A 22,667-nucleotide genomic window follows, 5' to 3' on the forward strand; every position below is an offset into this window, starting at 1 on the left:
AGTTCCCCCTCTGATCGTTCCGTATCGGGCCAGTCACTTTGGATGCCTCAGTCTCGGATTGGCCGCGATGGCGGCGATGTCCGCCACTATGTTGAGCGTGATGTAGACCGCGGCGAAGATCAGCCCGACCGCCTGCACCACGGGCACGTCGCGCTTGGAGACATGGTCGACCAGATACTGTCCCATGCCGGGATAGACGAAGATCACCTCCACCACCACGACACCGACGATAAGGTAGGCGAGGTTGAGCATGACGACGTTGACGATCGGCGCGATCGCGTTGGGGAAGGCGTGCTTGCGGATGATGTCGAAGGGCTTCAGCCCCTTCAACTCCGCGGTCTCGATGTAGGCCGACTGCATGACGTTGAGGATCGCGGCGCGCGTCATGCGCATCATGTGCGCCAGCACCACAAGCGTGAGCGCGGTAGCCGGCAGAACGACGGCCTGCAGCCGCTCGAGGAAAGGTGTCGATTCATCCACCGTCGAGATGCTCGGGAAGATCTGCCAATGCACGGCGAAAACGAAGATCAGCACATAGCCGATGAAGAATTCGGGGAATGAAGTCGAGGCGAGCGCCAGGCCGGAGATCAGTTTGTCGACGAAGCCGTTGCGGTAGCGCACGGCGATCAGTCCGAGAATGACCGCAAGCGGTACCGCGACGATCGCCGCGCATGCGGCAAGAAACAGCGTGTTCTTCAGCCGGGTCCCGATCGAACTTGCGATGTCCAGCCCGCTCGACTGGGCCGTGCCGAAATCGCCGTGCAGGATCCCGCCGAGCCAATGCAGGTAGCGCAGCCATGCTGGATCATTCAGGCCGAGCTGTTCGCGCAGGTTGGCCAGGGCCTCGGGCGTCGCGGCCTGGCCTAGGATCGCCTGGGCGACGTCACCAGGCAGAATCTGGGTGCCGGCGAAGATCAGGACCGAAACGGCCAGCAAAAGAACCAGGCCCAGCAAGATGCGCTGAGCGACCAACTTCAAGATTGGAGACGACATCGGCAACCCGCAACGTTCAGGAAGGGACGCCTGCCTTTCGGGCAAGCTGTGAAAGCAAGGAAGGGCCGGTTTCGACCGGCCCTTCCTTTTCCTTCGTCACGCCTGCAGCCAGCACTGGATCAGGGCGTGGCCGTTGGCCAGTTCCTGCGCCGGGTTGTCGACCCAGCCCTCGACGCCCTTGCCGGTCGCGTCGACGAACTGGTTGAAGAACGGCACGATGAGACCGCCTTCGTCGCGCATCATCTCGCCCATGTCGCGGTAGATCTTCTTGCGTTTGGCCTCATCGAGCTCGCCGCGCGCCGCAAGCACCATCTTGTCGAAATCGGGGCGCTTGAAGCGCGTGTCGTTCCAATCGGCGGTTGAGAGATACGCCGTCGAGTACATCTGGTCCTGCGTCGGCCGGCCGCCCCAGTAGGAGAGCGAGAAGGGCTGCTTGTTCCAGACTTCCGTCCAGTAACCGTCGCCGGGCTCGCGCTTGATCTCGATCTTGATGCCGGCCTTGGCGCAGCTCTGCTGATAGAGCTGGGCGGCGTCCACCGCGCCGGGGAAGGCGACGTCGGAGGTGCGCAGAAGGATCGAGCCGCTGTGGCCCGATTTCTTGTAGAGCGCTGCCGCCTTTTCCGGATCGAACTTGCGCTGCTCGATATCCTCGGAGAACAGCGGATAGGCTTTGTTGACCGGCATGTCGTTGCCGACCGAGCCATAGCCACGCAGAATCTTCTGCAGCATTTCCTCGCGGTCCATGGCGAGCTTCAGCGCCATCCTGAGGTCATTGTTGTCGAAAGGTGCGGTGTCGCAGAACATGTTGAAGGGATAGAAGCCGCGGCCCGAGGCGGCGCGAATGGTGACGCCCGGCAGCCGCTTGACCAGATCGACGATCTTCGGCTCGACGCGGTTGATCATGTTGACCTGGCCGCCTTGGAGCGCGGCGGTCCGCGCCGTTGCGTCGTTGATGATGATGATCTCGACCTGGTCGGCATGACCATATTTGTCGGGCTGCCAGTAATTGGCGAAACGCTCGCCGCCGTACTTCACGCCCGGCTTGTTGATGGCCACCTTGTATGGGCCGGTGCCGATGCCGGCGTCGGGCTTGTCCATGCCGCCGTTCGGCTGGATGATCAGATGGTAGTCGGCCATCAGATAGGGCATGTCGGCGTTCGGATCCTTCAGCGTGACCACGACATTGCCGCCATCGGTCTTGATGGTGTCGATGCCCTTAAGCACGCCGAGCGCGCCAGACTTCGACTTCTCGTCGCTGTGGCGCTTCAGCGTCGCCACCACGTCGTCCGGCGTCACTTCCTTGCCGTTGTGGAACTGGACGCCCTTGCGGATCTTCATTGTCCAGGTCTTGGCGTCGTCCGACGCGCCGATCTCCTCGGCGATGAGATATTCGACACCGCCGCCCGGCGCGAGTTCGACCAAGGTCTCGCCCCAGACTTTGCCGAAGGCAAACGGAACCTGGCTGGCGTCCAGCGCCGGGTCGAGGCTGTCGGTGGATGCACCACCAACCATGCCTGCTTTCAGCGTGCCGCCCTTGACCGGACCAGCGGCGCGGGCAGCGCTCGAAAGCAGCGAATTGGCAAAGGTAGCGGTGACGCCGAGCGCGGCGGCACGGCCAAGGAAATCGCGGCGGCTGAGCTTGCCGGACGCGACACGGCGGCTGAGATATTCGAGTTCTTTAGACATTATGGTTCCTCACTCTGATGGTTCGACCTTGCGGTCGTTTCTTGTTTTCTTGTGAGGGATAATGACCGCAACGGAAAGCTGTAAGCAAGACCGAATGCGACATGCCGTGGCGTAAATGGCGCGTCGCATTGGACCAATCTTTCAGCAGTCAGACGAGGGCGCGGGGAATCGCCTGCTCGAAGTTGCGTTCGAAAACCAGCTTCTCGTCCTCATAGGCCTCGATTCTGGCGCTGAGGATGAAGTTTTGGGCGTCCGAGCGCATGTTGGCGAAGGTCTCGGTCCGCACCGACCATTCATTCCGCGACAAGGTCTGCGTCCAATGGGTGCTTCCCGTCGCCGACTGCGGATCGTCGGGATGGATCGCCCATGTCTCCCGGACGATGCTGCCGTTGACGAGCCCGTGCGCAAGGTCGCGCACCTCGCCGAAATCATCCGTTATGGAAAGTGTGACGACCCCGGTCTTTTCATTGCGGTCGATGTGCCGTTCGGAGTTGGTGGGCCTGATCGTCTCCGTCGCCCAGGGGGTGGCTCCCTCCGGTTCGGCGAACGAGACCTCGTCGCCTTTCGCCAGCGGGCGAAGCGGCAGCTTGAGCGTCGCCGCCGACAATTCGAGCGTCACCGGCTCCGGCGAAGGCCAGATCATCGGCCAGTAGGCTGTCGAAATGGCAACGCGCAGTTTGTGGCCCACCGGCACGCGATAGGCGCACTGGTCGAGCACGACGCGTGCCGAGACGGTCTCGCCCGGCGTCAGCGCCTGCGGGAACTCATGCGAGTTGCGATGCGTGAGATTGAGCACGCCATAGGAGATCAGCTCCGAGGCGCCGTCGGGATGCACGTCGCAGAGCCGCACCGCGATGTTGGCCTGGCGCCGATCGGAGGCAACCCGCACTTCGAGCTCCGGCGCGCCGACGATGTCGATCGCCTGCTCGAGCTCGGCCTGGTCGAAGCACACCGAAAGCGCGTCGTCAGGACGCTGGTCGCCCGGCAATTCCGGACCGAAGGTGAATGGAAAATACTCGCCGCCGGCGAGCCCGCAATTCTGCGGCGAGGCGACGATCGCCGGCTTGGCGCCACCAGGAACGAGCTCGGTCACCTCGACCTTGATGTTGGGCGACGGCCATTCCCGCTCCGCCACCCAGCGGCCCGGCCGCTCCGGATGCCATCGGGCCGGCCGCACGCTGTCCATGACATAGGCGCGGTAGTCCGGATCGTTCTCGACGCCTGTCTCGGCGCCCTTCAGCCAGCGGTCCCACCAGCGCAGCGCCTCCTGCAGGAAGCCGATGGCCGGACTGGGCGCGGCGTAGTGCGGGTATTTGTGGATCCAGGGCCCGACGATGCCCTTAACCGGTGCCTCGATGTTGGTGACGAGATTGGAGATCGTGTTGCGGTAACCGTCATGCCAGCCGCCGATCGACAGCACGGCCGCATGAACAGCCGAGAAATCCTCGCAGATCGAGCCGCGCTTCCAATAGGCGTCGCGATGCTGGTGGCTGAGCCAGAGCGGCAGAAGGAAAGGCTGGTTCTCCAGCCGGCTGAGCCACAGGTCGCGCCAGCGGTTGCCACCGGCAATCAGCGGATCCGGCGGACGCGACGAATAGGAGAGCATCGTCGAGGCCCAGCCGAAATTCTCGAGCAACAGGCAGCCACCCTTGTAGTGGATGTCGTCGGCATAGCGGTCGACGGTCGAGCACAGGCTGATCACCGCCTTCAGCGCCGGCGGCTGCTTTGCCGCGACCTGCAGGCAGTTGAAGCCGCCCCAGGAGATGCCCATCATGCCGACACTGCCGTTGCACCAGGGTTGCGCGGCCGCCCAGGCGATGACGTCACAGGCGTCCTGCAATTCCTGCTCGGAATATTCGTCGTCCATCAGCCCTTCGGAATCGCCATTGCCGCGCATGTCGACGCGGATCGAAGCGTAGCCATGGCCGGCGAAATAGGGATGCGTCAGCTGATCGCGGAAGATGGTGCCGTCACGCTTGCGATAGGGCAGATGCTCGAGGATCGCCGGCACCGGATTTTCCGCCGCATCCTCCGGCATCCATATGCGGGCCGACAGCCGGCAGCCATCCGGCATGACGATGGCCATGTCGGGAAATTCGACGACCTTGCGAGGGACAATGACGGCTTTCATGGGCCGCATAACGCCCTGCCCGGAGATGACTTTCAATCGCTATTCGCGACCTGGCGCAGCGAAATCTGCGACCTGTCACGAAGGCGGGCGGCTGGAGCGGTTCAGCGTTTTGGCAGAATCGCTCCGGCTATTTGTCTTCACGCAATCCCGGACCAGATACGAGCCTTACTCGTCCGCCTTGAAGGTCTGCTTCTGCTGGCCCATGCCTTCGATGCCGAGCTCGACCACGTCGCCGGCTTTCAGGAACACCGGCGGCTTCATGCCGAGGCCGACGCCGGGCGGCGTGCCGGTGGAAATGATGTCGCCGGGATGCAGCGACATGAACTGGCTGAGATAGGACACCAGATATTTGACGCCGAAGACCATGGTCCTGGTCGAACCGTTCTGCATGGTCTTGCCGTTGACGGTCAGCCACATCTTCAGGTTCTGCGGATCGGCGATCTCGTCCTTGGTCACCAGCCAGGGGCCGATAGGACCGAAAGTGTCGCAGGACTTGCCCTTGGTCCACTGGCCCTGGCGCTCGGCCTGGAAGGCGCGCTCGGAAACATCGTGTGCAACGCAATAGCCGGCAACATAATCCAGCGCGTCATCCTCGCTGACATACTTCGCCGTCTTGCCGATGACGACGCCAAGCTCCACCTCCCAATCGGTCTTGACCGAGCCGCGCGGGATCAGCACGTCGTCGTCCGGCCCGACGATGGCCGAGCTTGCCTTCATGAAGATGATCGGCTCGGGCGGCACGGTGGCGCCGGTCTCGGCGGCATGGTCGGAATAGTTGAGACCGATGCAGATGAATTTTCCGGTGCCGGCAACGCAGGCGCCCATGCGCGGCTTGCCGGAAACGGCCGGAAGCGATTTCGGATCGAGCTTGGAGAGCACGTCCAGCGAAGCCGGATTGAGCGCCGTGCCGGCGATGTCGGGGATGTAGGCCGAAAGGTCGCGGATTGTCCCATCCTGATCGAGCAGACCGGGCCGTTCGCTGCCTGCCTCGCCATAGCGCAACAACTTCATCTTTCTTCTCCACCTTGCGGCCAAAGGCCGTTTTGCAACACTCTTCGCCCGGATGACGGCTTCACTGCGAAGGCCGGCGGACCGTATTCGTCAGCCCGATCTCCGGCAAGCACGCATGGCGCTCAGGGCCGCCGGCGGGCAGGATTTTCAGACTTTCCGATCCTCTGCCAATTAACGCGGGGTTGGGCGCGATCTTTCTGTCCGCCAACGGTCTTTTCCCGGCGGCGATCAGATCGACCAGCCGCCGTCGATATTATAGGCCTGACCCGACGTGTAGGTCGCTCCCGCCAGATAGACGGCGAGATCGGCGATCTCCTCGGGCGTACCCAGCCTTCCCATGGGCTGACGGGCGATGAAGGCGGCACGCGCCGCCTCATAGTCGCCCTGCGCATGCATGCGGTCCTGCAGCGACGGGCTCTCGACCGTGCCCGGGCAGATGGCATTGCAGCGGATTCCTCTGGCGACATAGTCGGCGGCGACCGCTTTGGTGAGGCCGACGACCGCCGCCTTGGTCAGGCCATAGACGAAGCGGTTCGGCACGCCCTTCTGCGAGCTCGCCAGCGACGCCATGTTGATGATCGAGCCGTCGCCGCGCTCCAGCATGCCGGGCAGCACGGCGCGGATGGTGCGGATCATCGAGTGGACATTGAGGTTCAAGGCGAAGTCGAGGTCCTCATCCTTCATTTCGAGGATGGAGCCCGAATGGACGAAGCCGGCGCAATTGAACAGCACGTCGACCGGGCCGATCTCGGCGAAGGCAGCAGCGACGGCCGCGTCGTTCAGCACGTCGAGCTTGCGGGTCTTGATGCCGGATGTCTTGGCGAGTTCAGCCAGCTGCGGCTCGTTGATGTCGGTGGCGTGAACCGTGGCGCCTGCCTTGGCGAAAGCCAGCGCGCTTGCCCGGCCGATGCCTTGCGCCGCCGCGGTGACCACAGCCACCTTGCCTGCCAGATCCGCCATGCCTTTTCTCCTCGCCTGCCTGGTGCGTCCGCCTTTATCGATGGCCGGCTGCGGCGTCGTGTGCCAGACAGCCGGCATCGTGCGGCCTACGCTGCGATTTCACAGATAAAGATGTTTTTTCTCGTTAAAGAACACGCGCACAAGCGTCAAGTCCGGACGCAATCAGCTTCGCGGCGGCGGCCAAGAACGGAGCCGCACACCGAACCTCGTCGCCGCAACGGCGCTGGAGCGCAAAGGCGAGATGCCTCAGTCGCCGTAGGGCACCCAGACATTCTTGACCTCGATGGCGCGGCGCAGGAAGGCCTCGCCGGCGGCTTCGTTTGACGCCCAATCGAGAGTGCGGCCATTGCCGGTCCAGACGCGTTTGAGGTTGCCGATGGAATCGGCCTCCGCCTTGGCGCAGGTGTCGGCGTCGGCGAATATCCAGAGCCCGTCGACGTCATCATGCTTGGCCAGCACGCCGCAAAGTTCGGCGCTGCGGCCGGTGACGATGTTGATGGCGCCGGCCGGGATGTCGGAATATTCGATCACCTGGTAGAGATCGGTGGCTAAAAGCGGGTAGCGCTCGGACGGAACGGCCACCACCGTGTTGCCCATGGCGAGCGCCGGCGCCACCAGCGAGACGAGGCCGAGCAACGGCTGGTTGTCCGGCGCGACGATGCTGACGACACCCACCGGCTCATGCAGCGCCAGCGTGACCGCGCGGGCCGGCGGCTGGTGGACGCGGCCCTCGAACTTGTCGGTAAGGCCGGCATAGAGGAACAGCCGCTCGATCGACTGCTCGACCTCTTCACGGGCCGCTTTGGCGGCAACGCCGGTGAGCTGGACAAGACGGGCAGCGAACTCGTCGGCGCGGCCGGACAGGTTCTCGGCCAAATAGTAGAGCACCTGGCTGCGGTTAAAGGCCGTTGCATCCGGCCAGGCCTTGCACGCGCGGGCAGCAGAAACCGCATCACGTATGTCCTTGCGGTTGCCGAGGCCGACTTCGCCGGCAAGCTTGCCCTTGGCGGTCGCGACAGCCAGCGAATAATTCCCATCCGGCCGCACCTGCTTGCCGCCGATGAACAGCTTCGCCGTGCGGTCGATTGCCGTGCCGTCGGCCTGCTCGACGGGCTGGGCCGAGCCGGCTGCAGCCGGCTTGATAGCCGGGCCCACGGGCAGCTTTGCCGAAAGATATTCGAACATGCCTTCGCGGCCACCTTCGCGGCCGAAGCCGCTTTCGCGATAGCCGCCGAAGCCGCAGGCGGCGTCGAACATATTGGTGCCGTTGACCCAGACCACGCCGGCCTTCAATTGCGGCGCGACATGCAGGGCAAGGTTGACATTCTCGCTCCACACCGAGGCGGCAAGGCCGTAGCGCGTGTTGTTGGCAAGCTCGATCGCCTCCTCGGTATTGCGGAAGCTCATCGTCGCCAGCACCGGCCCGAAGACCTCTTCCTGCGCCAGAATATTAGCCGGCGAAACAGACGTCGCGAGCGTCGGCAGATGATAGTGACCTGTGGATGGCAACGCGGCGTCCGGCTGCCAGCAGACGGCGCCTTGCTTGGCGCCCTCGGCGATCAGGCCCTTGACGCGATCGAGCTGCGTGCGGTCGACGAGCGGTCCGATATCGGTGTTCTTGTCGAGCGGGCTGCCGACCCGCAGCCGGCTCATCCTGACCTTGACCTTGGCGATGAAAGCCTCGGCGATGCCTTCCTGGACCAGCAGGCGCGAGCCGGCACAGCAGACCTGCCCCTGGTTGAACCAGATGCCGTCGACCAGACCTTCGACGGCGCTGTCGAGATCGGCATCCTCGAAGACGATGAAGGCCGACTTGCCGCCAAGCTCCAGCGACAGTTTCTTGCCCGAGCCGGCGGTGGCCTTCCTGATGATCTTGCCGACTTCCGAAGAGCCGGTGAAGGCGATCTTCTGGATACCGGGATGGTTGACGATGGCAGCACCCGCCTCGGGTCCGCCCTGGACGATGTTGACGACGCCCTTCGGCACCCCTGCCCGCTCGCAGATCTCGGCAAACAGGATAGCGGTGAGCGGCGTGAATTCGGCCGGCTTCAGCACCACGGTGCAGCCGGCGGCCAAAGCCGGCGCGATCTTCCAGGCGAGCATCAGCAGCGGAAAATTCCACGGAATGACCTGGCCGACGACGCCGACCGGATTGTGGTCGGAAAAATCCTTTTCGAGCGTCTGCGCCCAGCCGGCATGATGGATGAAATGGCGGATCGCCAGCGGCACGTCGATGTCGCGGCTCTCGCGGATCGGCTTGCCGTTGTCGATCGATTCCAGCACCGCGAACAGGCGCTGGTGGCGCTGCATGGCGCGGCCGATGGCATAGAGCACCTTGGCTCTGGCGTAACCAGAGCTGGCGCTCCACTTCGGCAGCGCCTTCGCGGCCGCCGCGACCGCCGCATCGATGTCGGCGGCGCCCGCATCCGAGACCTTGGCGAGCAGCTTGCCGGAGGACGGCTCGCTGGTGTCGAAGGTCTTGCCGCTCGCCGCCGCCTTCCAGGCGCCGTCGATGAACAGCGCTTTTGCGAAATCACGCGAGGCTATCCAGGCATCGGCTTCATTGCGGGCTTCCGGCGCCGGGCCGTAGTCCATAGCGTGATAGCGTTCGAGGATGTTCATGGGGCGCCTCCTTTGCCCTCTCCCTTGTGGGGAGGGTCGATCGGCAGAGCCGATCGGGGTGGGGGTAAATGGCTGATGGTTCGGTGCATTGGACAGGCTGATCTGATTCTTCGACCCCACCCCGCCGCTGCGCGGCGACCCTCCCCACAAGGGGGAGGGTGGGCGTTACGCCATTGCGTGGCGATGGTTGGCCGAATAGTGGCCGGTCAAGTGATGCTCGAGCTGGCGTTCGATGTCGGTGAGCAGGCTGGAGGCGCCGAAGCGGAACAAGGTCGGCTCGAGCCAGGGCCGGCCGAGCTCTTCCTTCATCAGCACCAGCCAGTCGAGAGAGACCTTGGCCGTCGAAATGCCGCCGGCCGGCTTGAAGCCGATGAGATAGCCTGTTTCCTCGAAATAAGCGCGGATGGCGCGCACCATGGCAAGCCCGACGGGAAGCGTGGCGTTGACGCTTTCCTTGCCGGTCGAGGTCTTGATGAAGTCGGCGCCCGCCATCATCGCCACCATCGAGGCCAGCATCACATTACGCAGCGTGGAAAGGTCGCCGGTGCCGAGGATGACCTTGAGATGAGCCTCGCCGCAGGCGGCGCGCATGGCGACGATCTCGTTGAACAACTCGCGCCACTTGGCGCCGTAGACCAGGCCGCGCGGAATGACGACGTCGATCTCGTCGGCGCCGTCGCGCACCGAGGCCTCGATCTCCTGCAGGCGCGTCGACAGCGGCGCAAGCCCGTGCGGGAAGGCGGTCGAAACGGCTGCGACATGGACGCCGGTGCCGCGCAGCGCCTCGACCGCGGTGGCGACGAAGGGATGATAGACGCAGACCGCCGCCGGGCGGATGGTTTCGCCGGCGATGCCGAGGCCATCGACGATATCCTTGCGCAGCGGGTTGATCGCTTTGGCGCAGAGCCGGCGCACGCGCTCGTCGGTGTCGTTGGAATTCAGCGTGGTGAGGTCCATGCAGGCAATGGCGCGGAGCAGCCAGGCGGCCTGGTTGTCGGCCTTGATCGAACGCCGCTTGGTGAGCGTGGCGACGCGGCGCTCGAGTGCCGAGCGGTTGACGCTGCGCACCGATTCCAGAAAGCCGAGATCGAGCTTCATGCCGGGGTTGCGCGCAATGCCGTGCTCCAGCGGCACCGGCGTGTTGGCGGCGGCGCGCGCCGGCAGCGGCATGACCTTGGACGCGCCTGCGCCCGCCTCGCGGATCGTGCTGCTCATCTCCTGCCCTTTCTCAGCGACCTCAGCCGAAGATAGCCCGTGAAGCGATGCTTCACGAGTCCTTCAGTGGGTCATAACGGAAAAAGGCCACCGAAGCAGCAGATTTTTGACCATACGGTCAAAACAACATGTTGGCGGACTGCGACGCGCCTCAGCCGACGAAGGCGCGCTCGACGACGAAGCTCGCCGGATGGCTCAAGGAACCTTCCTGAAAGCCGAGGCTTTCGGCGAGCTCCTTGACGTCCTTCAGCATGTGCATCGAGCCGCAGATCATGATGCGGTCGGTCTCGGGATTGAGCTTGTCGATGCCGAGGTCGGAATAGAATTTGCCCGAGCCGATCAGCGCGGTGATGCGGCCCATGCGAGGCGACTCCTCGCGCGTCGTCGAGTTGTAGAGCGTGACGCGGCCGCCGGTCAGCTCGCCGATCAGCGGATCGGTCTCAAGTGCCGTCACCAGTTCCTGGCCATAGAGAAGCTCGGCCTTGTCGCGGCAGGTGTGGGTGAGGAAGACGTGGTCGAACTTCTCATAGGTGTCGGGGTCGCGCAGCAGGCTGGCGAAGGGCGCGATGCCGGTTCCGGTCGAGATCATGAACAACCGCTTTGCAGGCGTCAGCGCGTCGAGCACCAGCGTGCCGGTCGCCTTCTGGCGCATGATGACGGTGTCGCCGACCTCAATCTTCTGCAGCTCGGAGGTCAGCGGACCGTCCGGCACCTTGATCGAGAAGAATTCGAGCTCGTCGTCCCAGGCGGGGCTGGCGACGGAATAGGCGCGGAAGATCGGCTTCTCGGCGTTGGGCAGGCCGATCATGACGAACTCGCCGGAGCGGAAGCGCAGCGATTGCGGCCGGGTGATGCGGAACGAGAACAGGCGGTCGGTGTAGTGCTTCACCGAAACCACCGTCTCGGCATAAACATTGGCCGGGATCGGGAACTGAAGCGGCCTGACGCCGGCGATGTTGACCGCGGATGTCGTGTTCATCAAACCCAACTTTCCGGCGCGGACGCGGGGCGCAGGCGCCAAACTTTATCCCTTCGCGTCCGAACGGTCGGGTTCCAACGCGATTCTCACACACTGCCAACAGCAGGCCCTTGTGTTGGAAAGTTATTAGTATACAAACGATCTTGAGGTCAAGATCAGGGCGTAAAACACCTTTCCAAACTGGGACATGTCTGTAGTCTTAGCATTTCGGGTTTCGGCAATGGATGAGAAATTTTCGGCGTCGGCGGGAAATGTTGTCGCAGGCATCGATGTCGGCGGAACCTTCACCGATCTGCTGCTGATCGACGGCAAGGCGGGCGGCAAGGTGCATATCGCCAAGACGCCGACCACGGTGGAAAACCAGGCCTTCGGCGTGGTCGCCGCACTTGCCGCGACCGGCTTCCCGGTCGACGGCATCGACCTCATCGTGCACGGCACGACGACCACCACCAATGCCGTGCTGGAGCGCCGGCTGGCAAGGACCGGCATGATCACCACGCGCGGCTTTCGCGATGTGATCGAGCTCGGCCGGCGCACAAGGCCGCAAGCCTATGGCATGACGGGCACCTTCGTGCCGGTCATTCCGCGCGATCTGCGGCTCGAAGTCTCGGAGCGGGTCGAGGCCTCCGGCGCCGTGCGCATGCCGCTCGACGAGGCGGAAATGCGTACCGCCGTCAAGCAATTGCTGGATGCCGGCTGCGAGTCGCTCGTCATCCATTTCCTGCATTCCTACGCCAACCCTTCGCATGAGCGGCGCGCGGCGGAGATCGCGGCAGGGCTCTGGCCGAACGGCCACATCACCACCGGCCATGCGCTGCTTTCGGAAGCGCGCGAGTTCGAGCGCGGCGTGACGGCGGCGGTCAACGCCTCGGTGCAGCCGATCCTCGAGCGCTATGTCGAGCGGCTGCGCAAGGAGCTGGCTACCCAGGGTTATGCCCGCGACTTCCTGATCATGAACGGCAATGGCGGCATGATTTCGGCCCACTTCGTCACGCAGGAATCGGCCAAGACCGTCATGTCGGGACCGGCGTCCGGCGTGATCGCCGCCGCCTACACCGGCAAGCGCGCCGGCTTCGGCAACCTCGTCACCTACGACATGGGCGGCACCTCGACCGACGTAGCGCTGATCCGAAACGCCGAGCCCGCCGTGTCGAACGAGATCGAGATCGAATATGCGATGCCGATCCATGTGCCGATGGTGGCGGTGCACACCGTCGGCGCCGGGGGCGGCTCGATCGCGCGCGTCGATGCGGCCGGACTGATCCAGATCGGCCCCGAAAGCGCCGGCGCCAATCCCGGCCCGATCTGCTACGGGCGCGGCGGCACGGAACCCACCATCACCGACGCCAATCTGGTGCTCGGGCGGCTGGCGCCGAAGAAGCTGCTGGCGGTCGACAATCCGGTCACGGTCGAGCGCGTCACCCGCATATTCGAAGACAGGATCGGCAAGCACACCGGCCTCTCCGGCGTCGAGGCGGCCGGCGCCGTGCTGCGGCTCGGCAACATGAAGATGGCGGGCGCCATCCGCATGGTGTCGGTGTCGCGCGGCCACGACCCGCGCGATTTCGCGCTGTTCGCCTTTGGCGGCGCCGGGCCTCTGCATGCGACGGCGCTTGCCCGCGAGCTCGACCTGCCCCGTGTGCTGGTGCCGGCGCGTCCCGGCATCACCAACGCGCTCGGTTGCGTCGTCGCGGATATGCGGCACGACTTCGTCAACACGATCAACCAGCCGGTCGGTGGGCTCGACGAAGCTGGGCTTCGCGAGGTGTTGGAACGGCACCGTAACGAAGGCGAGGCGCTGATCGCCAAGGAAGCCGTAAAGCCCGACGCGATCCGCGTCACCCATTCCGCCGACATGCAGTTCGTCGGCCAGACGCATATCATCAACGTGCCGCTGCCGTCGTCATCGGTGACGCGGGCGACACTGCAGCAGCTGTTCGAAAAGGCCTATTTCGCCCGTTTCAAGGTGGAATTGCCCGAAATCCGCGCCAACCTCGTCAACCTCAACACCTCGGTGACAGGCGAGCGGCCGCAAATCGACCTGTCGCGGCTGATCGACCCGGCGGGCCGCGCGGCAACGCTTGACGAAGCGCGGCGCGAGATCCGGCCGGTCTGGTATCACGGCACCTGGCACGACACCCCGGTTTACAGTCGCGAAAAACTGCCGCTCGATGCCGTCATCGAGGGGCCGGCGATCCTGGAACAGATGGACGCCACGACAGTGCTGGAACCCGGCGACCATGCGCGCTCGGACGCGGACGGCAACATCATCATCGACATCGGCGAGGCCTGATATGCCAGCGTTCGAAGGGGCAAAGCTCGACACGATCACGCTTTCGGTGCTGCAGGCGGCCCTGCAACAGGTCTGCGACGAGATGGATTTGACGTTTTCCCGCGCGGCCTTCTCGCCGGTCATCGCCGAGGCCAATGACCGCTCGGACGGCATCTATTCGGCCGTCGACGGCTCGCTGATCGCTCAAGGCAGCCAGGGCCTGCCGGTGTTTGTCGGCGTCATGCAGTATTCGACCAAAACGGTGATCGAGATGATCGCCGACGGAAGCTGCCTGGCACCGGAACCCGGCGACATCTACATCGTCAACGACCCCTATCTCGGCGGCACGCATCTGATGGATGTGCGTTTCGTCATGCCGGTCTATCGCAGTGGAAAAATCTTCTGCTGGCTATCCAACACCGGCCATTGGCCTGATATCGGCGGCTCGGTGCCGGGCGGCTTCTCGGCCTCGGCCACCGCCGTCGAGCAGGAGGGCTTGCGTCTGCCGCCGGTGAAACTGTTCAAGAAGGGCGTGCTCGATCCGGAGATCTACGCCATCATCTGCTCGAATATCCGCGTCGCCGACCAGCGCATCGGCGACATCCGCGCGCAAGCGGCGGCGCTCTTGATCGGACAGGACAGGCTCAGCGAAATCCTCGATCGTTACGGTGACGAAACTGTCGTCGAGGCTATTGCTGAGCTGCGCCGCCGCGCCGCCGACCAGATGCGCGCCTCGATCGCCGTTATACCGGACGGCGTCTACCGCTCGCAGGCCTTCGTCGATTCCGACGGGGTGGTGAACGAGCCGCTGACCATCAATCTGGCCGTCGAGAAGAAGGGCGACACGCTCACCTTCGATTTTGCCGGGTCGTCGAAACCTTGCGCCGGGCCGATGAACAGCGTGCTGGCGACGACCTTGTCGTCCGTCTATCTCGCCATGCGCCATATCTTCCCGGAAGTGCCGATCAGCGCCGGCGCCTTCGAGCCGCTGAACGTCAAGCGCCCGGAAGGCACCTTCCTCGACGCCAAATATCCGCGCCCCGTGTCGGGCTGCGCGGCGGAGGTCTCGCAGCGCATCGCCGAGGCAGTGTTCGCAGCGATGGTACAGGCGTTGCCGGAGAAGGTGACCGCGGCACCCGCCGGCTCCAGCGGCAATTTCGCGCTCGGCGGCAACGATCCGGCGCGTGGGCGCGACTATGTCATGTACCAGATCTCGGGCGGCGGCTATGGCGGCAATGCCGGCCATGACGGCTTGAGCAATGGTTGCTCGACCATCGGCATTTCGAAGTCGCCGCCGGTCGAGATCATGGAGCAGGCCTTTCCGGTGCTCTACCGGCATTATGCGCTGCGCGAAGGCTCGGGCGGCGCCGGCAAGCATCGCGGCGGCTTCGGACTGGCCTATGAGGTGGAGATATTGCGCGGCGAGGCGCGCGCGTCCTTCGTCATGGATCACGGCCGCTTCGGACCGCAGGGCGCGCTCGGCGGCAGGGACGGGGCGCCGAACAGCGTAACCGTGTTCAGGGGCGGGGAAGCGCATGTGCCACCGCATCTTTCCAAGGAACAGGACATAGCGCTCAAGGCCGGCGACCGCGTGCGCGTCGGCACGCCCGGCGGCGGCGGCTATGGCGATCCCAGCGAGCGCGACCCGAGGCTGATCGCCGAGGATGTCCGGCTTGGCTATTATACGCCGGAGCAGGCCAGGGAGATGTTCGGGTCCGCCCCGGCTGAATGATCAGGCCAGCTTCGCCAGCAGCCGCAGGAAGGTCGCGGCTTCCTTTGTCGTCAGCGGCGCCAGCGTTTCCTCGGTGATGGTGCGGGCGAGCGGGATCAGCCGCTCGATCGCCTCGCGGCCTTCCGGCGTCAGATTGACCAGCAGCCGCCGCTTGTCGACCTCGTGCTTGGAAAGCTCGACGAGACCACGCGCCTTCAGCCGGTCGATGACGCCTTTCACCGTAGCGGCATCCATGGCGATCAGCGTGCCGAGTTGGTTCTGCGAGGTCTCGCCGATATCGTAGAGCTTGGCCAAAGCCGCGAATTGCGGCGGCGTCAGATCGGCGATGTGGGCGGCGAAGATCGCGACATGGCGCTGATGCGCCTTGCGCAGGATGAAGCCGACCTGATCCTGCAGATGGTAATTGTTTTCGTCCGGCTCTTCGGCCTCTACCAGCCGCAGCAGATTGTCCTCGCCGCTCATCTCAAGCCGTCCCATGCCTTGATGTCCCCGGCTGCGAGGCCGCCCATGCGATCATGAACACGCGGGCCGCACGACATGGCGAGGCAGAACAGGATCTCGTCGGGACGCGGCCCGTCGCTGACGCCGACCTCCATGGCGTCGAAATGGCTGCGCACATAGGCGGCGTTGATGTGGCCGAGCGGCACGTCGAGCCGCGAGCCGAAGGCGCCGACCTTCTTTGCCGACGGGACGATCGCCTTGGCGTCGCCCAACCGTTCGCGCATGGCATAGCCGCCCGGCACATGCCACAGCGCGCCGTGCTCCAGCTCGCCCGCCGTGCCGACAATGGCGCCCTTGCCATAGCCGTCGATCTTCTTCACATCGCCGCCGAGCGCCGCGATCAGCCTGTCGGAGAGCAGGAGCCCAAGCGGCTTCAGGTCTTCCATCGCGCCTTGCAGGTCCTCGACATAGCGGCCAGCGAAGGGGTTCTTGACCACGGCAAGAGCAGCGGCACGCAGGCGTGGTTCTTTCGCCACAGGGCCGCCGTCGTGAAAAATCTCTTCGGTCAGAACCGCGACCTTGCGGATCGGAAAGTCAGGCATGGGCAGTTTCCTTCACCTTATGATTGTTGGGCGCGGCCAGCGCCACGGAACCACTGACGCGGGTCTGACCGCCAAGAAACAGCGCCGATGCGGCAATCAAGCCGCGCCGGCGAAAATCTTCGGCGACCGCAAGGCCGTTGTCCAGCGCCCGGACCACTTCGCGAGGCGAAAGCGCGCCGACGCCTTGCGTCACCAGCCGGTCGCCGAGATCGCTGTCGGGCGCCAGATCACGCGCAGGCACGCGACGGATCGCCGGATGTCCAGGCAGATCGACGGCGTTGGCGATCAGCGTCGCTGCTGCGTCAGCCTCGGCACCGGTCCGCGCGAGAATCGTGACCGCGTCAGCTATGCCCAGCGAAAACGAACGGCCGCGCCAGCCGCTGGTGGCAACGCCGCGCACGCCATCTTCGGCGCGGATGGTGATGCGGTCGGCGAGGCCATGCCCGGTGCCGGCGATGGCCAGCGTCATCGTCTCGCCCTTGCCGAGATGGATAGAGCTGTCGCCGCCATTGTTGACATAGGCGCGGTCGAGTTTTCGTCCGACAAGCACTGCCGCCAGAATTTCGTCGGCTACCGAACCGGCGACGGCGGCCATCGGCGTGATGAATTCTTCCGCCAGCGGTGTGACCGCAGCCTCCATGCGCCGCGCCGTCGGGCCGGCGAAAGCGCGCGCCCGCAACGAGGCCGGTCGGCGCAATTCGGGAAGTTCTTCCACCAGCTCGGTCAGGATCGTCTGGAAGCGCGCGACGGCCTGAGCGTAAGCGGCGCGGCGTTCAACTGCATCGCCAAAGGCCTCGACGATCAGATCGATCGGCCCGTGATTGAGATGAAGCCGCCTGCCGTCGGCGAGCCAATGCGCCCGCGGGCCGTTCATCATCCGGCCCCGTTGGCTTTGGTGCGACGCAATTGCGCCAGCGGCGGCCAGGGATTGCCGGCGCGCGCGCCAGTGCCGCGGCGCGGATTGAGGTACTCGCCGCCCCTGGCGAGGATATCCTCGACGCTGCGGATCTCGCTTTCATAGCCGCCCAGCCGGACATAGTCGTCGCGGCGCATGGTGAATTCGATCGGGGCGACCAGCGCCGGCGTCGGCACATAGCCGAAGGCGCCCTCCGGCACGCGGGTCACGTCGACCATCAGCGTGATACCGCCACCCGGCCAGACATAGACCGGTGCGCCGCCGACCGTCACATAGGTTTTCAGGCCCTGTACCGAACGGGTGAGGTTGACCGGGTTTTCGGTAACGCCGGCGCGCAGCGAGCCGCCGGCGCCGCCGACGAAGAGAACAGTGCACAGTGCCGGCTCACAATTGTCCTCGATCAGGCCGACGGATTTCTGCAGCCGATCCGGGAATGGCTTTTCTACCGGCTTGAGCTGGTCGTCGAGTTCGTAATAGGCGAACTGCTCGCCGGTGGTCGAAACCATCATGAGCGACAGCCCGGGGCGAGCACCTTTCTTGGGGTTCCAATCGCCCAGGATCGACAGCGGATCCGAGATCGTGGTGCCGCCCCAGCCGAGGCCGGGCTCCGATACCTTGAAGTAACGGCCGGGCGTCGAACGCCGGCCGATGATTTTTATGCCGGTATCCTCCCAGCCCAGCACCTTGCCGGCCTGATGCTCGGAGACGACGCCGGTGATGTGGTCGTCGACCACCACCACCTCGTCGACCAGGCCGCGCCACTGCGTGGCGAACATGCCGATGGTGGCCGAGCCGCATCCGACGCGCATGCGGTGCTCGACCTTGCCGTCGATGACCGGCGGTTTGCCGGCCTCGACGACGACCGTCGCGCCGCCATCGATGGTGAGCTCCACCGGCTTGCGGTTGCAGAGGTTGAGCAGTGCATCGCAGGTGGCGCGTCCCTCGGCCTTCGAGCCGCCGGTCAGGTGATGGACGCCGCCGAGCGACAGCATCTGCGAGCCGTATTCGCCAGTGGTGACGTGGCCGATCGCCTCGCCTTCGGAGCGCACGGTCGCCGTCTCATCGCCGATATGGCGGTCGGTGTCGATCTTCACCTTGACGCCGCAGTAGGAGAAGATTCCTTCGGTGACGACGGTGACGAGATCGACGCCCTCGACCTCCTGGCTGACGATGAAGGGGGCCGGCTTATAGTCCGGATAGGTGGTGCCGGCGCCGATAGCGGTGACGAAGCGGCGGCCGGTGTTGACCAACTCGCCGTTCCAGGCTTCGCCCTCGGCGATAAAGGGCACGACCGCGCCGCCGGTCTCGGCCGCATGGTCGAGGATGGTCAGCGGGTCCATGCGCACGATGCGGCCGCCGACATTGCCGTAGCGGTCGCAGGCGCCGGTGCGGCCGTCGGCGATGTAGCACATCACCGGGCAGGCATCGCAGCGGATCTTCTCCGCCACCTGCTTCTCGCCGGGGTCGTGGGTTTCGAAACGTTCGGCAAGCTCGCTCATCGGCGCGCCTCCTTCTCACGGATCGCCGCCAGGATGCGGCTCGGCGTCGCCGGTACCTTGGTGACCAGGACACCTGTTGCATGGCGGATGGCGTTGAGGATCGCCGGCGCCGTCGGGATCAGCACATGCTCGCCCAATCCCTTGGCGCCGAAGGGTCCTTCCGGGTCCGGAACTTCGACCAATATGTGCTCGATCGGCGGCACGTCGCCGATGGTCGGGATGAGATAGTCATGCAAGTTCTCGGTGCGGCCGGGGATGTATTCCTCCATCAGCGCCATGCCGATGCCTTGCGCGATGCCGCCCTCGATCTGGCCTTCGACCAGCACAGGGTTGATCGCCTTGCCGACATCGTGCGCGGCGGTGATCTTGATCAGCTTCACCGTGCCGAGTTTGAGATCGACCTCCAGTTCGACAATCTGCGCGCCGTAGCCGTAGACGGCGTAGGGCTTGCCCTGGCCCTTGGCGTCAAGCGGCAGCGTCGGCGGGTCATAGGTCTCTTCCGCGACGAACACCAGGTCGTCGGCATTGGGTTTCAGCGCCGTGAGATCGATGCGCCGCGTCGCGTCGCCCTCTCGGATGGAGATGCTCGCGCCATCGAGCGCGATCGATGCCCGGTCGGATACATTGGCGAAGCGCAGGATTTTTTCGCGCAAGGCGCGACCCGCCGTCTCGGCCGCCTTGCCGGTCACAAAAGTCTGGCGCGAGGCGGATGTCTTGCCGGCATCGGGCGTGATGGCGGTGTCGGCGCTCTTCAGCCGGAACTTCTCCAACGCCAGGCCGAGCGCGTCGGCGCAGATCTGCGTTATGACCGTGTTCGATCCCTGGCCGATATCGACCGCGCCCTGGTGCAGGATCACCTCGCCGGCGGCCGAGATGCCGACCTTGATGGTCGAGGGGTTGGGCAGCGAGGTGTTGCCGCAGCCATACCAGCAGGACGCGACGCCGACGCCGCGTTTGCTTGCCCGATTGGCGACGTTGAAGACTTCCGCCTCCGTGAGCGCACGCGCCCAGTGCGGGCGAAGCTGCTCCAAACATTCGCCGATGCCGACGCCGGACTCCAGGCGCTGTCCCGTGACCGTTTCGGAGCCGTTCCGAAGACAGTTCTTCAGCCGAAAATCGAGGCGGTCCAGACCGAGCTTGCCGGCGAGTTCATCATAGAGCGTTTCCTGCATGATGGTGGCCTGCGGCACACCGAAGCCGCGGAAGGCGCCGGCGACCGGGCCATTGGTGTGGATGGCGTAGCCCGTCGCGCGGTAGTTCGGCGTGACGTAAGGGCCGGAGGCATGCACCGGCACGCGGTTGGCGACGGTCGGCCCCCAGCTGGCATAGGCGCCGGTGTTGAAGTCGCCGGCGAAAACCATGCCGGTGACACGGCCTTCGGCATCCGCGCCGACGGTCGCCCTCATCTCGGCCGGATGGCGTTTGGTGGTCGACATCATCGATTCATTGCGCGTGTAGACAAGCGCCGCCGGCCGTCCCGTCTTCATCGCCACAAGGCCGATGAGAGGCTGCAGCGAGACATCGAGTTTTGAGCCAAAGCCGCCGCCGGTGGCGGTCGGCACGATGCGCACTTTCTCGACCGGAAGGCCAAGCAACTTGGCCGTGTCGTCGCGGTCCATATAGGGCGCCTGGGTGCAGGCGACGACGACCAGCGTGTCGCCGTCCATGTAAGCATAGCCGGCTTCCGGCTCGATATAGGCGTGCTCGACGAAGGAGGTGTCGATGGCGCCGGAGACGGTGACGGCCGCGTCGGCAAGCGCGCCGTCTGGATCGCCGCGCTCGACAAAGCCTGACGTGAGAACGTTCGCCGGCCGGTGCTGATGGATCAGCGTGGCGCCGTTCGCCTTTGCCTCGCAGGGCTGCAGCACATGCGGCAGTTCCGTCCAGGCGATCGGAAAATCGTTGAGGTCGAGATCGAGGATCGCTTCGCGCTCGCCAGCCACCAGTGCCACCGCCTCGCCGCGCAGCCGCGCGAAACCTTCGGCGAGCGCCGGCTGGTCGGCAAAGGGACCGATGACACCGAAGCAATTGTGGCCCGGAATGTCGGCGGCGGTGAAGACGCTGGCGATGCCCTGATGGGAATCCGCCCAGACCTTGAGATCGCCGAAGCTGAAGCTCGCATGATAATATGGCGAGCGGACCACGATCACCGCCAGCGCATCGGCCGGAAAAGAGTCGCCACCGAACTTTTCGTCGCCGGTAACTTTCGGCAGGCCATCGAGGCGGATCGGCGAGGCGCCAACGGCGCGGCCAACCTCCGGCAGGCGATGGTCGACACCATACATGTGGCGCGAGGCATGCATCACTGCGGCGATGATCTTTCGATACCCCGTGCAGCGGCAGAGCACGCCGCCCAGCGCATCCTGCGTCTCGGCCTCGCTCGGGGTGGGATTGCGCTCCAGCAGCGCGGTGGCCGCCACCAGCAGGCCCGGGGTGCAGATGCCACATTGCGCGGCACCGTGCTCGAGGAAGGACGCCTGCAGGGCGGACAGCCTGCCATTGGCGAGGCCCTCGACCGTGGTCACGGCAGTGCCGGAGACGGAGGCCGCCGGCACGAGGCAGGCGCAGACCGGATTGCCGTCGACCAGAACGGTGCAGGCGCCGCAGTCGCCGGCATCGCAACCGACCTTGGTGCCGGTCAGCCGCAACTCGTCGCGCAAGACCTGCGACAGCCGCCGCACCGGCGGCACCGAAACGCTGACGACAGCGCCATTGACCTCGAAGGCGATATCGGCGCGCTCCATGCTCATGCCGCCACCCTGCTTTCGCCGAGGCCGACGGCGGCGCGCACCGCGCGCGCGACGATCTCACGCGCCGCATCCTGCCGATATTCGGCGCTGCCGCGCACATCGGCTATCGGCGACAGTTCCTCGATCGGCGCGGACAGCACCGCATCCGAGAGCGCGGCGGTGACCGGCTGGCCGCGCAAAGCCGCCTCGACGCCGGCAAGACGACGGGCGACGGCGGAGCAGGCACCGACGGCGATCGCGGCATCGGCGACCACACCATCGTCAACCACCAGGCGAGCCGCCGCCATGGCGATCGAGATGACGAGATAGCGCCGCGCGCCGAGCTTGACGAAGGCCGAGGTGCCGACGGCCGAACGCTTAGGCACACGAATGGCGGTGACCATCTCGTGCGGCCGCGACGCCGTGCGGCGATTGCCGAGGATGAAGTCGCCCAGCGGCAGATGACGGGTTGCTTCGGCAGACCGCACCTCGACATCGGCATCGAGCACCAGCAGCGCCGGCACGCCATCCGCGGCAGGCGAAGCGTTGCAGAGATTGCCGGCAACGGTGGCGACGTTCTGGATCTGGACCGAGCCGACCTCGCGCGCGGCCGCCTTCAGCCCATCAAACGCGGCCGGCAACGAGTGACGGACGATGTCGGTCCAGGTGGTGCGGGCGCCGATTCGCCAATGTTCTTCCGCCTCGGCGATACCCCGCAGTTCGACCAGCCCGTTGACGTCGAGGATGTTGTCGCGGAAGGGTTTTGCGCCCTGCGCCGGATAGAAATCCGTGCCGCCGGCGAGGATGCGCCAGCGGTCCTCGCCAAGCAAGGCGAGCGCCTCGTCGACCGTGGTGGGTTTCGCGTAACGGATCACGCCT

The 22,667-nt window shown here is 65.2% G+C and carries 16 protein-coding genes; 2 read left to right on the forward strand and 14 right to left on the reverse strand.

The genetic code is table 11. From position 1 onward, the window contains the following. Positions 1-33 precede the first annotated feature (33 nt). The 8 genes from EJ070_RS07040 to EJ070_RS07075 form a co-directional block, all read right to left on the reverse strand. On the reverse strand, positions 34-993 hold the full coding sequence (locus EJ070_RS07040; protein WP_126090689.1) for an ABC transporter permease: 960 nt from the start codon (positions 991-993) through the stop codon (positions 34-36). 96 nt (positions 994-1,089) lie between these two features. Then, entirely contained in the window at positions 1,090-2,679 is a 1,590-nt protein-coding gene (locus tag EJ070_RS07045) for an ABC transporter substrate-binding protein (protein ID WP_126090690.1), read from the reverse strand. Between the two features lie 148 nt (positions 2,680-2,827). Further along, positions 2,828-4,810 carry a CocE/NonD family hydrolase gene (locus EJ070_RS07050; protein WP_126090691.1) on the reverse strand — a complete coding sequence of 661 codons (1,983 nt, stop codon included), beginning with the start codon at positions 4,808-4,810 and terminating at the stop codon, positions 2,828-2,830. A 165-nt stretch (positions 4,811-4,975) separates the two neighbouring features. Beyond that, positions 4,976-5,821, reverse strand: coding sequence for a fumarylacetoacetate hydrolase family protein (locus EJ070_RS07055; RefSeq protein ID WP_126090692.1), 846 nt, complete (start codon positions 5,819-5,821; stop codon positions 4,976-4,978). Positions 5,822-6,049: 228 nt separating this feature from the next. Further along, positions 6,050-6,781 (reverse strand): SDR family oxidoreductase, encoded by a 732-nt coding sequence (locus EJ070_RS07060; RefSeq protein WP_126090693.1) that lies wholly within the window; start codon positions 6,779-6,781, stop codon positions 6,050-6,052. A 246-nt stretch (positions 6,782-7,027) separates the two neighbouring features. Continuing rightward, on the reverse strand, positions 7,028-9,403 hold the full coding sequence (locus EJ070_RS07065) for an aldehyde dehydrogenase family protein (protein WP_126090694.1): 2,376 nt from the start codon (positions 9,401-9,403) through the stop codon (positions 7,028-7,030). Between the two features lie 165 nt (positions 9,404-9,568). Beyond that, positions 9,569-10,618 carry a deoxyribose-phosphate aldolase gene (gene deoC / locus EJ070_RS07070; protein WP_126090695.1) on the reverse strand — a complete coding sequence of 350 codons (1,050 nt, stop codon included), beginning with the start codon at positions 10,616-10,618 and terminating at the stop codon, positions 9,569-9,571. 151 nt (positions 10,619-10,769) lie between these two features. Beyond that, complete coding sequence (locus EJ070_RS07075) at positions 10,770-11,597, reverse strand: ferredoxin--NADP reductase (protein WP_126090696.1); 828 nt, start codon at positions 11,595-11,597, stop codon at positions 10,770-10,772. Between the two features lie 220 nt (positions 11,598-11,817). On the opposite strand from EJ070_RS07075, the gene EJ070_RS07080 reads away from it, so the two are divergent. Both EJ070_RS07080 and EJ070_RS07085 read left to right on the forward strand, forming a co-directional pair. Then, entirely contained in the window at positions 11,818-13,890 is a 2,073-nt protein-coding gene (locus EJ070_RS07080; RefSeq protein WP_126090697.1) for a hydantoinase/oxoprolinase family protein, read from the forward strand. A 1-nt stretch (position 13,891) separates the two neighbouring features. Then, complete coding sequence (locus tag EJ070_RS07085) at positions 13,892-15,601, forward strand: hydantoinase B/oxoprolinase family protein (RefSeq protein ID WP_126090698.1); 1,710 nt, start codon at positions 13,892-13,894, stop codon at positions 15,599-15,601. Here EJ070_RS07085 and EJ070_RS07090 read toward each other — a convergent pair whose 3' ends face one another. Genes EJ070_RS07090 through EJ070_RS07115 form a run of 6 tightly spaced genes read right to left on the reverse strand, consistent with a single transcriptional unit; the run spans position 15,602 to position 22,663 of the window. Beyond that, positions 15,602-16,063 carry a MarR family transcriptional regulator gene (locus tag EJ070_RS07090; RefSeq protein ID WP_126095665.1) on the reverse strand — a complete coding sequence of 154 codons (462 nt, stop codon included), beginning with the start codon at positions 16,061-16,063 and terminating at the stop codon, positions 15,602-15,604. After that, the gene (locus EJ070_RS07095) at positions 16,060-16,644 is read right to left on the reverse strand and encodes an amino acid synthesis family protein (RefSeq protein WP_126090699.1); all 585 of its coding nucleotides are present in this window, start codon (positions 16,642-16,644) and stop codon (positions 16,060-16,062) included. Before EJ070_RS07095 ends, EJ070_RS07090 begins: the two co-directional genes overlap by 4 nt. Beyond that, on the reverse strand, positions 16,637-17,518 hold the full coding sequence (locus EJ070_RS07100) for a UPF0280 family protein (RefSeq protein ID WP_126090700.1): 882 nt from the start codon (positions 17,516-17,518) through the stop codon (positions 16,637-16,639). Before EJ070_RS07100 ends, EJ070_RS07095 begins: the two co-directional genes overlap by 8 nt. Continuing rightward, entirely contained in the window at positions 17,518-19,059 is a 1,542-nt protein-coding gene (locus EJ070_RS07105) for a 6-hydroxynicotinate reductase (protein WP_126090701.1), read from the reverse strand. Before EJ070_RS07105 ends, EJ070_RS07100 begins: the two co-directional genes overlap by 1 nt. After that, entirely contained in the window at positions 19,056-21,809 is a 2,754-nt protein-coding gene (locus tag EJ070_RS07110) for a molybdopterin-dependent oxidoreductase (protein ID WP_126090702.1), read from the reverse strand. Before EJ070_RS07110 ends, EJ070_RS07105 begins: the two co-directional genes overlap by 4 nt. Beyond that, positions 21,806-22,663: a xanthine dehydrogenase family protein subunit M gene (locus EJ070_RS07115; RefSeq protein ID WP_126090703.1), complete on the reverse strand. Its 858-nt coding sequence runs from the start codon at positions 22,661-22,663 to the stop codon at positions 21,806-21,808. Before EJ070_RS07115 ends, EJ070_RS07110 begins: the two co-directional genes overlap by 4 nt. Positions 22,664-22,667 lie beyond the last annotated feature (4 nt).

The organism is Mesorhizobium sp. M1E.F.Ca.ET.045.02.1.1, from assembly GCF_003952485.1.
Taxonomy (GTDB): Bacteria; Pseudomonadota; Alphaproteobacteria; order Rhizobiales; family Rhizobiaceae; genus Mesorhizobium.

What these genes read in the sequence shown, in the direction of transcription:
- EJ070_RS07110 (WP_126090702.1), bottom strand. Translation starts at nt 21,809, where the DNA reads ATGAGCATGGAGCGCGCCGATATCGCCTTCGAGGTCAATGGCGCTGTC.
- EJ070_RS07085 (WP_126090698.1), top strand. Translation starts at nt 13,892, where the DNA reads ATGCCAGCGTTCGAAGGGGCAAAGCTCGACACGATCACGCTTTCGGTG.
- EJ070_RS07090 (WP_126095665.1), bottom strand. Translation starts at nt 16,063, where the DNA reads ATGAGCGGCGAGGACAATCTGCTGCGGCTGGTAGAGGCCGAAGAGCCG.
- EJ070_RS07040 (WP_126090689.1), bottom strand. Translation starts at nt 993, where the DNA reads ATGTCGTCTCCAATCTTGAAGTTGGTCGCTCAGCGCATCTTGCTGGGC.
- EJ070_RS07105 (WP_126090701.1), bottom strand. Translation starts at nt 19,059, where the DNA reads ATGAGCGAGCTTGCCGAACGTTTCGAAACCCACGACCCCGGCGAGAAG.
- EJ070_RS07060 (WP_126090693.1), bottom strand. Translation starts at nt 6,781, where the DNA reads ATGGCGGATCTGGCAGGCAAGGTGGCTGTGGTCACCGCGGCGGCGCAA.
- EJ070_RS07095 (WP_126090699.1), bottom strand. Translation starts at nt 16,644, where the DNA reads ATGCCTGACTTTCCGATCCGCAAGGTCGCGGTTCTGACCGAAGAGATT.
- EJ070_RS07080 (WP_126090697.1), top strand. Translation starts at nt 11,818, where the DNA reads ATGGATGAGAAATTTTCGGCGTCGGCGGGAAATGTTGTCGCAGGCATC.
- EJ070_RS07075 (WP_126090696.1), bottom strand. Translation starts at nt 11,597, where the DNA reads ATGAACACGACATCCGCGGTCAACATCGCCGGCGTCAGGCCGCTTCAG.
- EJ070_RS07100 (WP_126090700.1), bottom strand. Translation starts at nt 17,518, where the DNA reads ATGAACGGCCCGCGGGCGCATTGGCTCGCCGACGGCAGGCGGCTTCAT.
- EJ070_RS07065 (WP_126090694.1), bottom strand. Translation starts at nt 9,403, where the DNA reads ATGAACATCCTCGAACGCTATCACGCTATGGACTACGGCCCGGCGCCG.
- deoC (WP_126090695.1), bottom strand. Translation starts at nt 10,618, where the DNA reads ATGAGCAGCACGATCCGCGAGGCGGGCGCAGGCGCGTCCAAGGTCATG.
- EJ070_RS07045 (WP_126090690.1), bottom strand. Translation starts at nt 2,679, where the DNA reads ATGTCTAAAGAACTCGAATATCTCAGCCGCCGTGTCGCGTCCGGCAAG.
- EJ070_RS07050 (WP_126090691.1), bottom strand. Translation starts at nt 4,810, where the DNA reads ATGAAAGCCGTCATTGTCCCTCGCAAGGTCGTCGAATTTCCCGACATG.
- EJ070_RS07055 (WP_126090692.1), bottom strand. Translation starts at nt 5,821, where the DNA reads ATGAAGTTGTTGCGCTATGGCGAGGCAGGCAGCGAACGGCCCGGTCTG.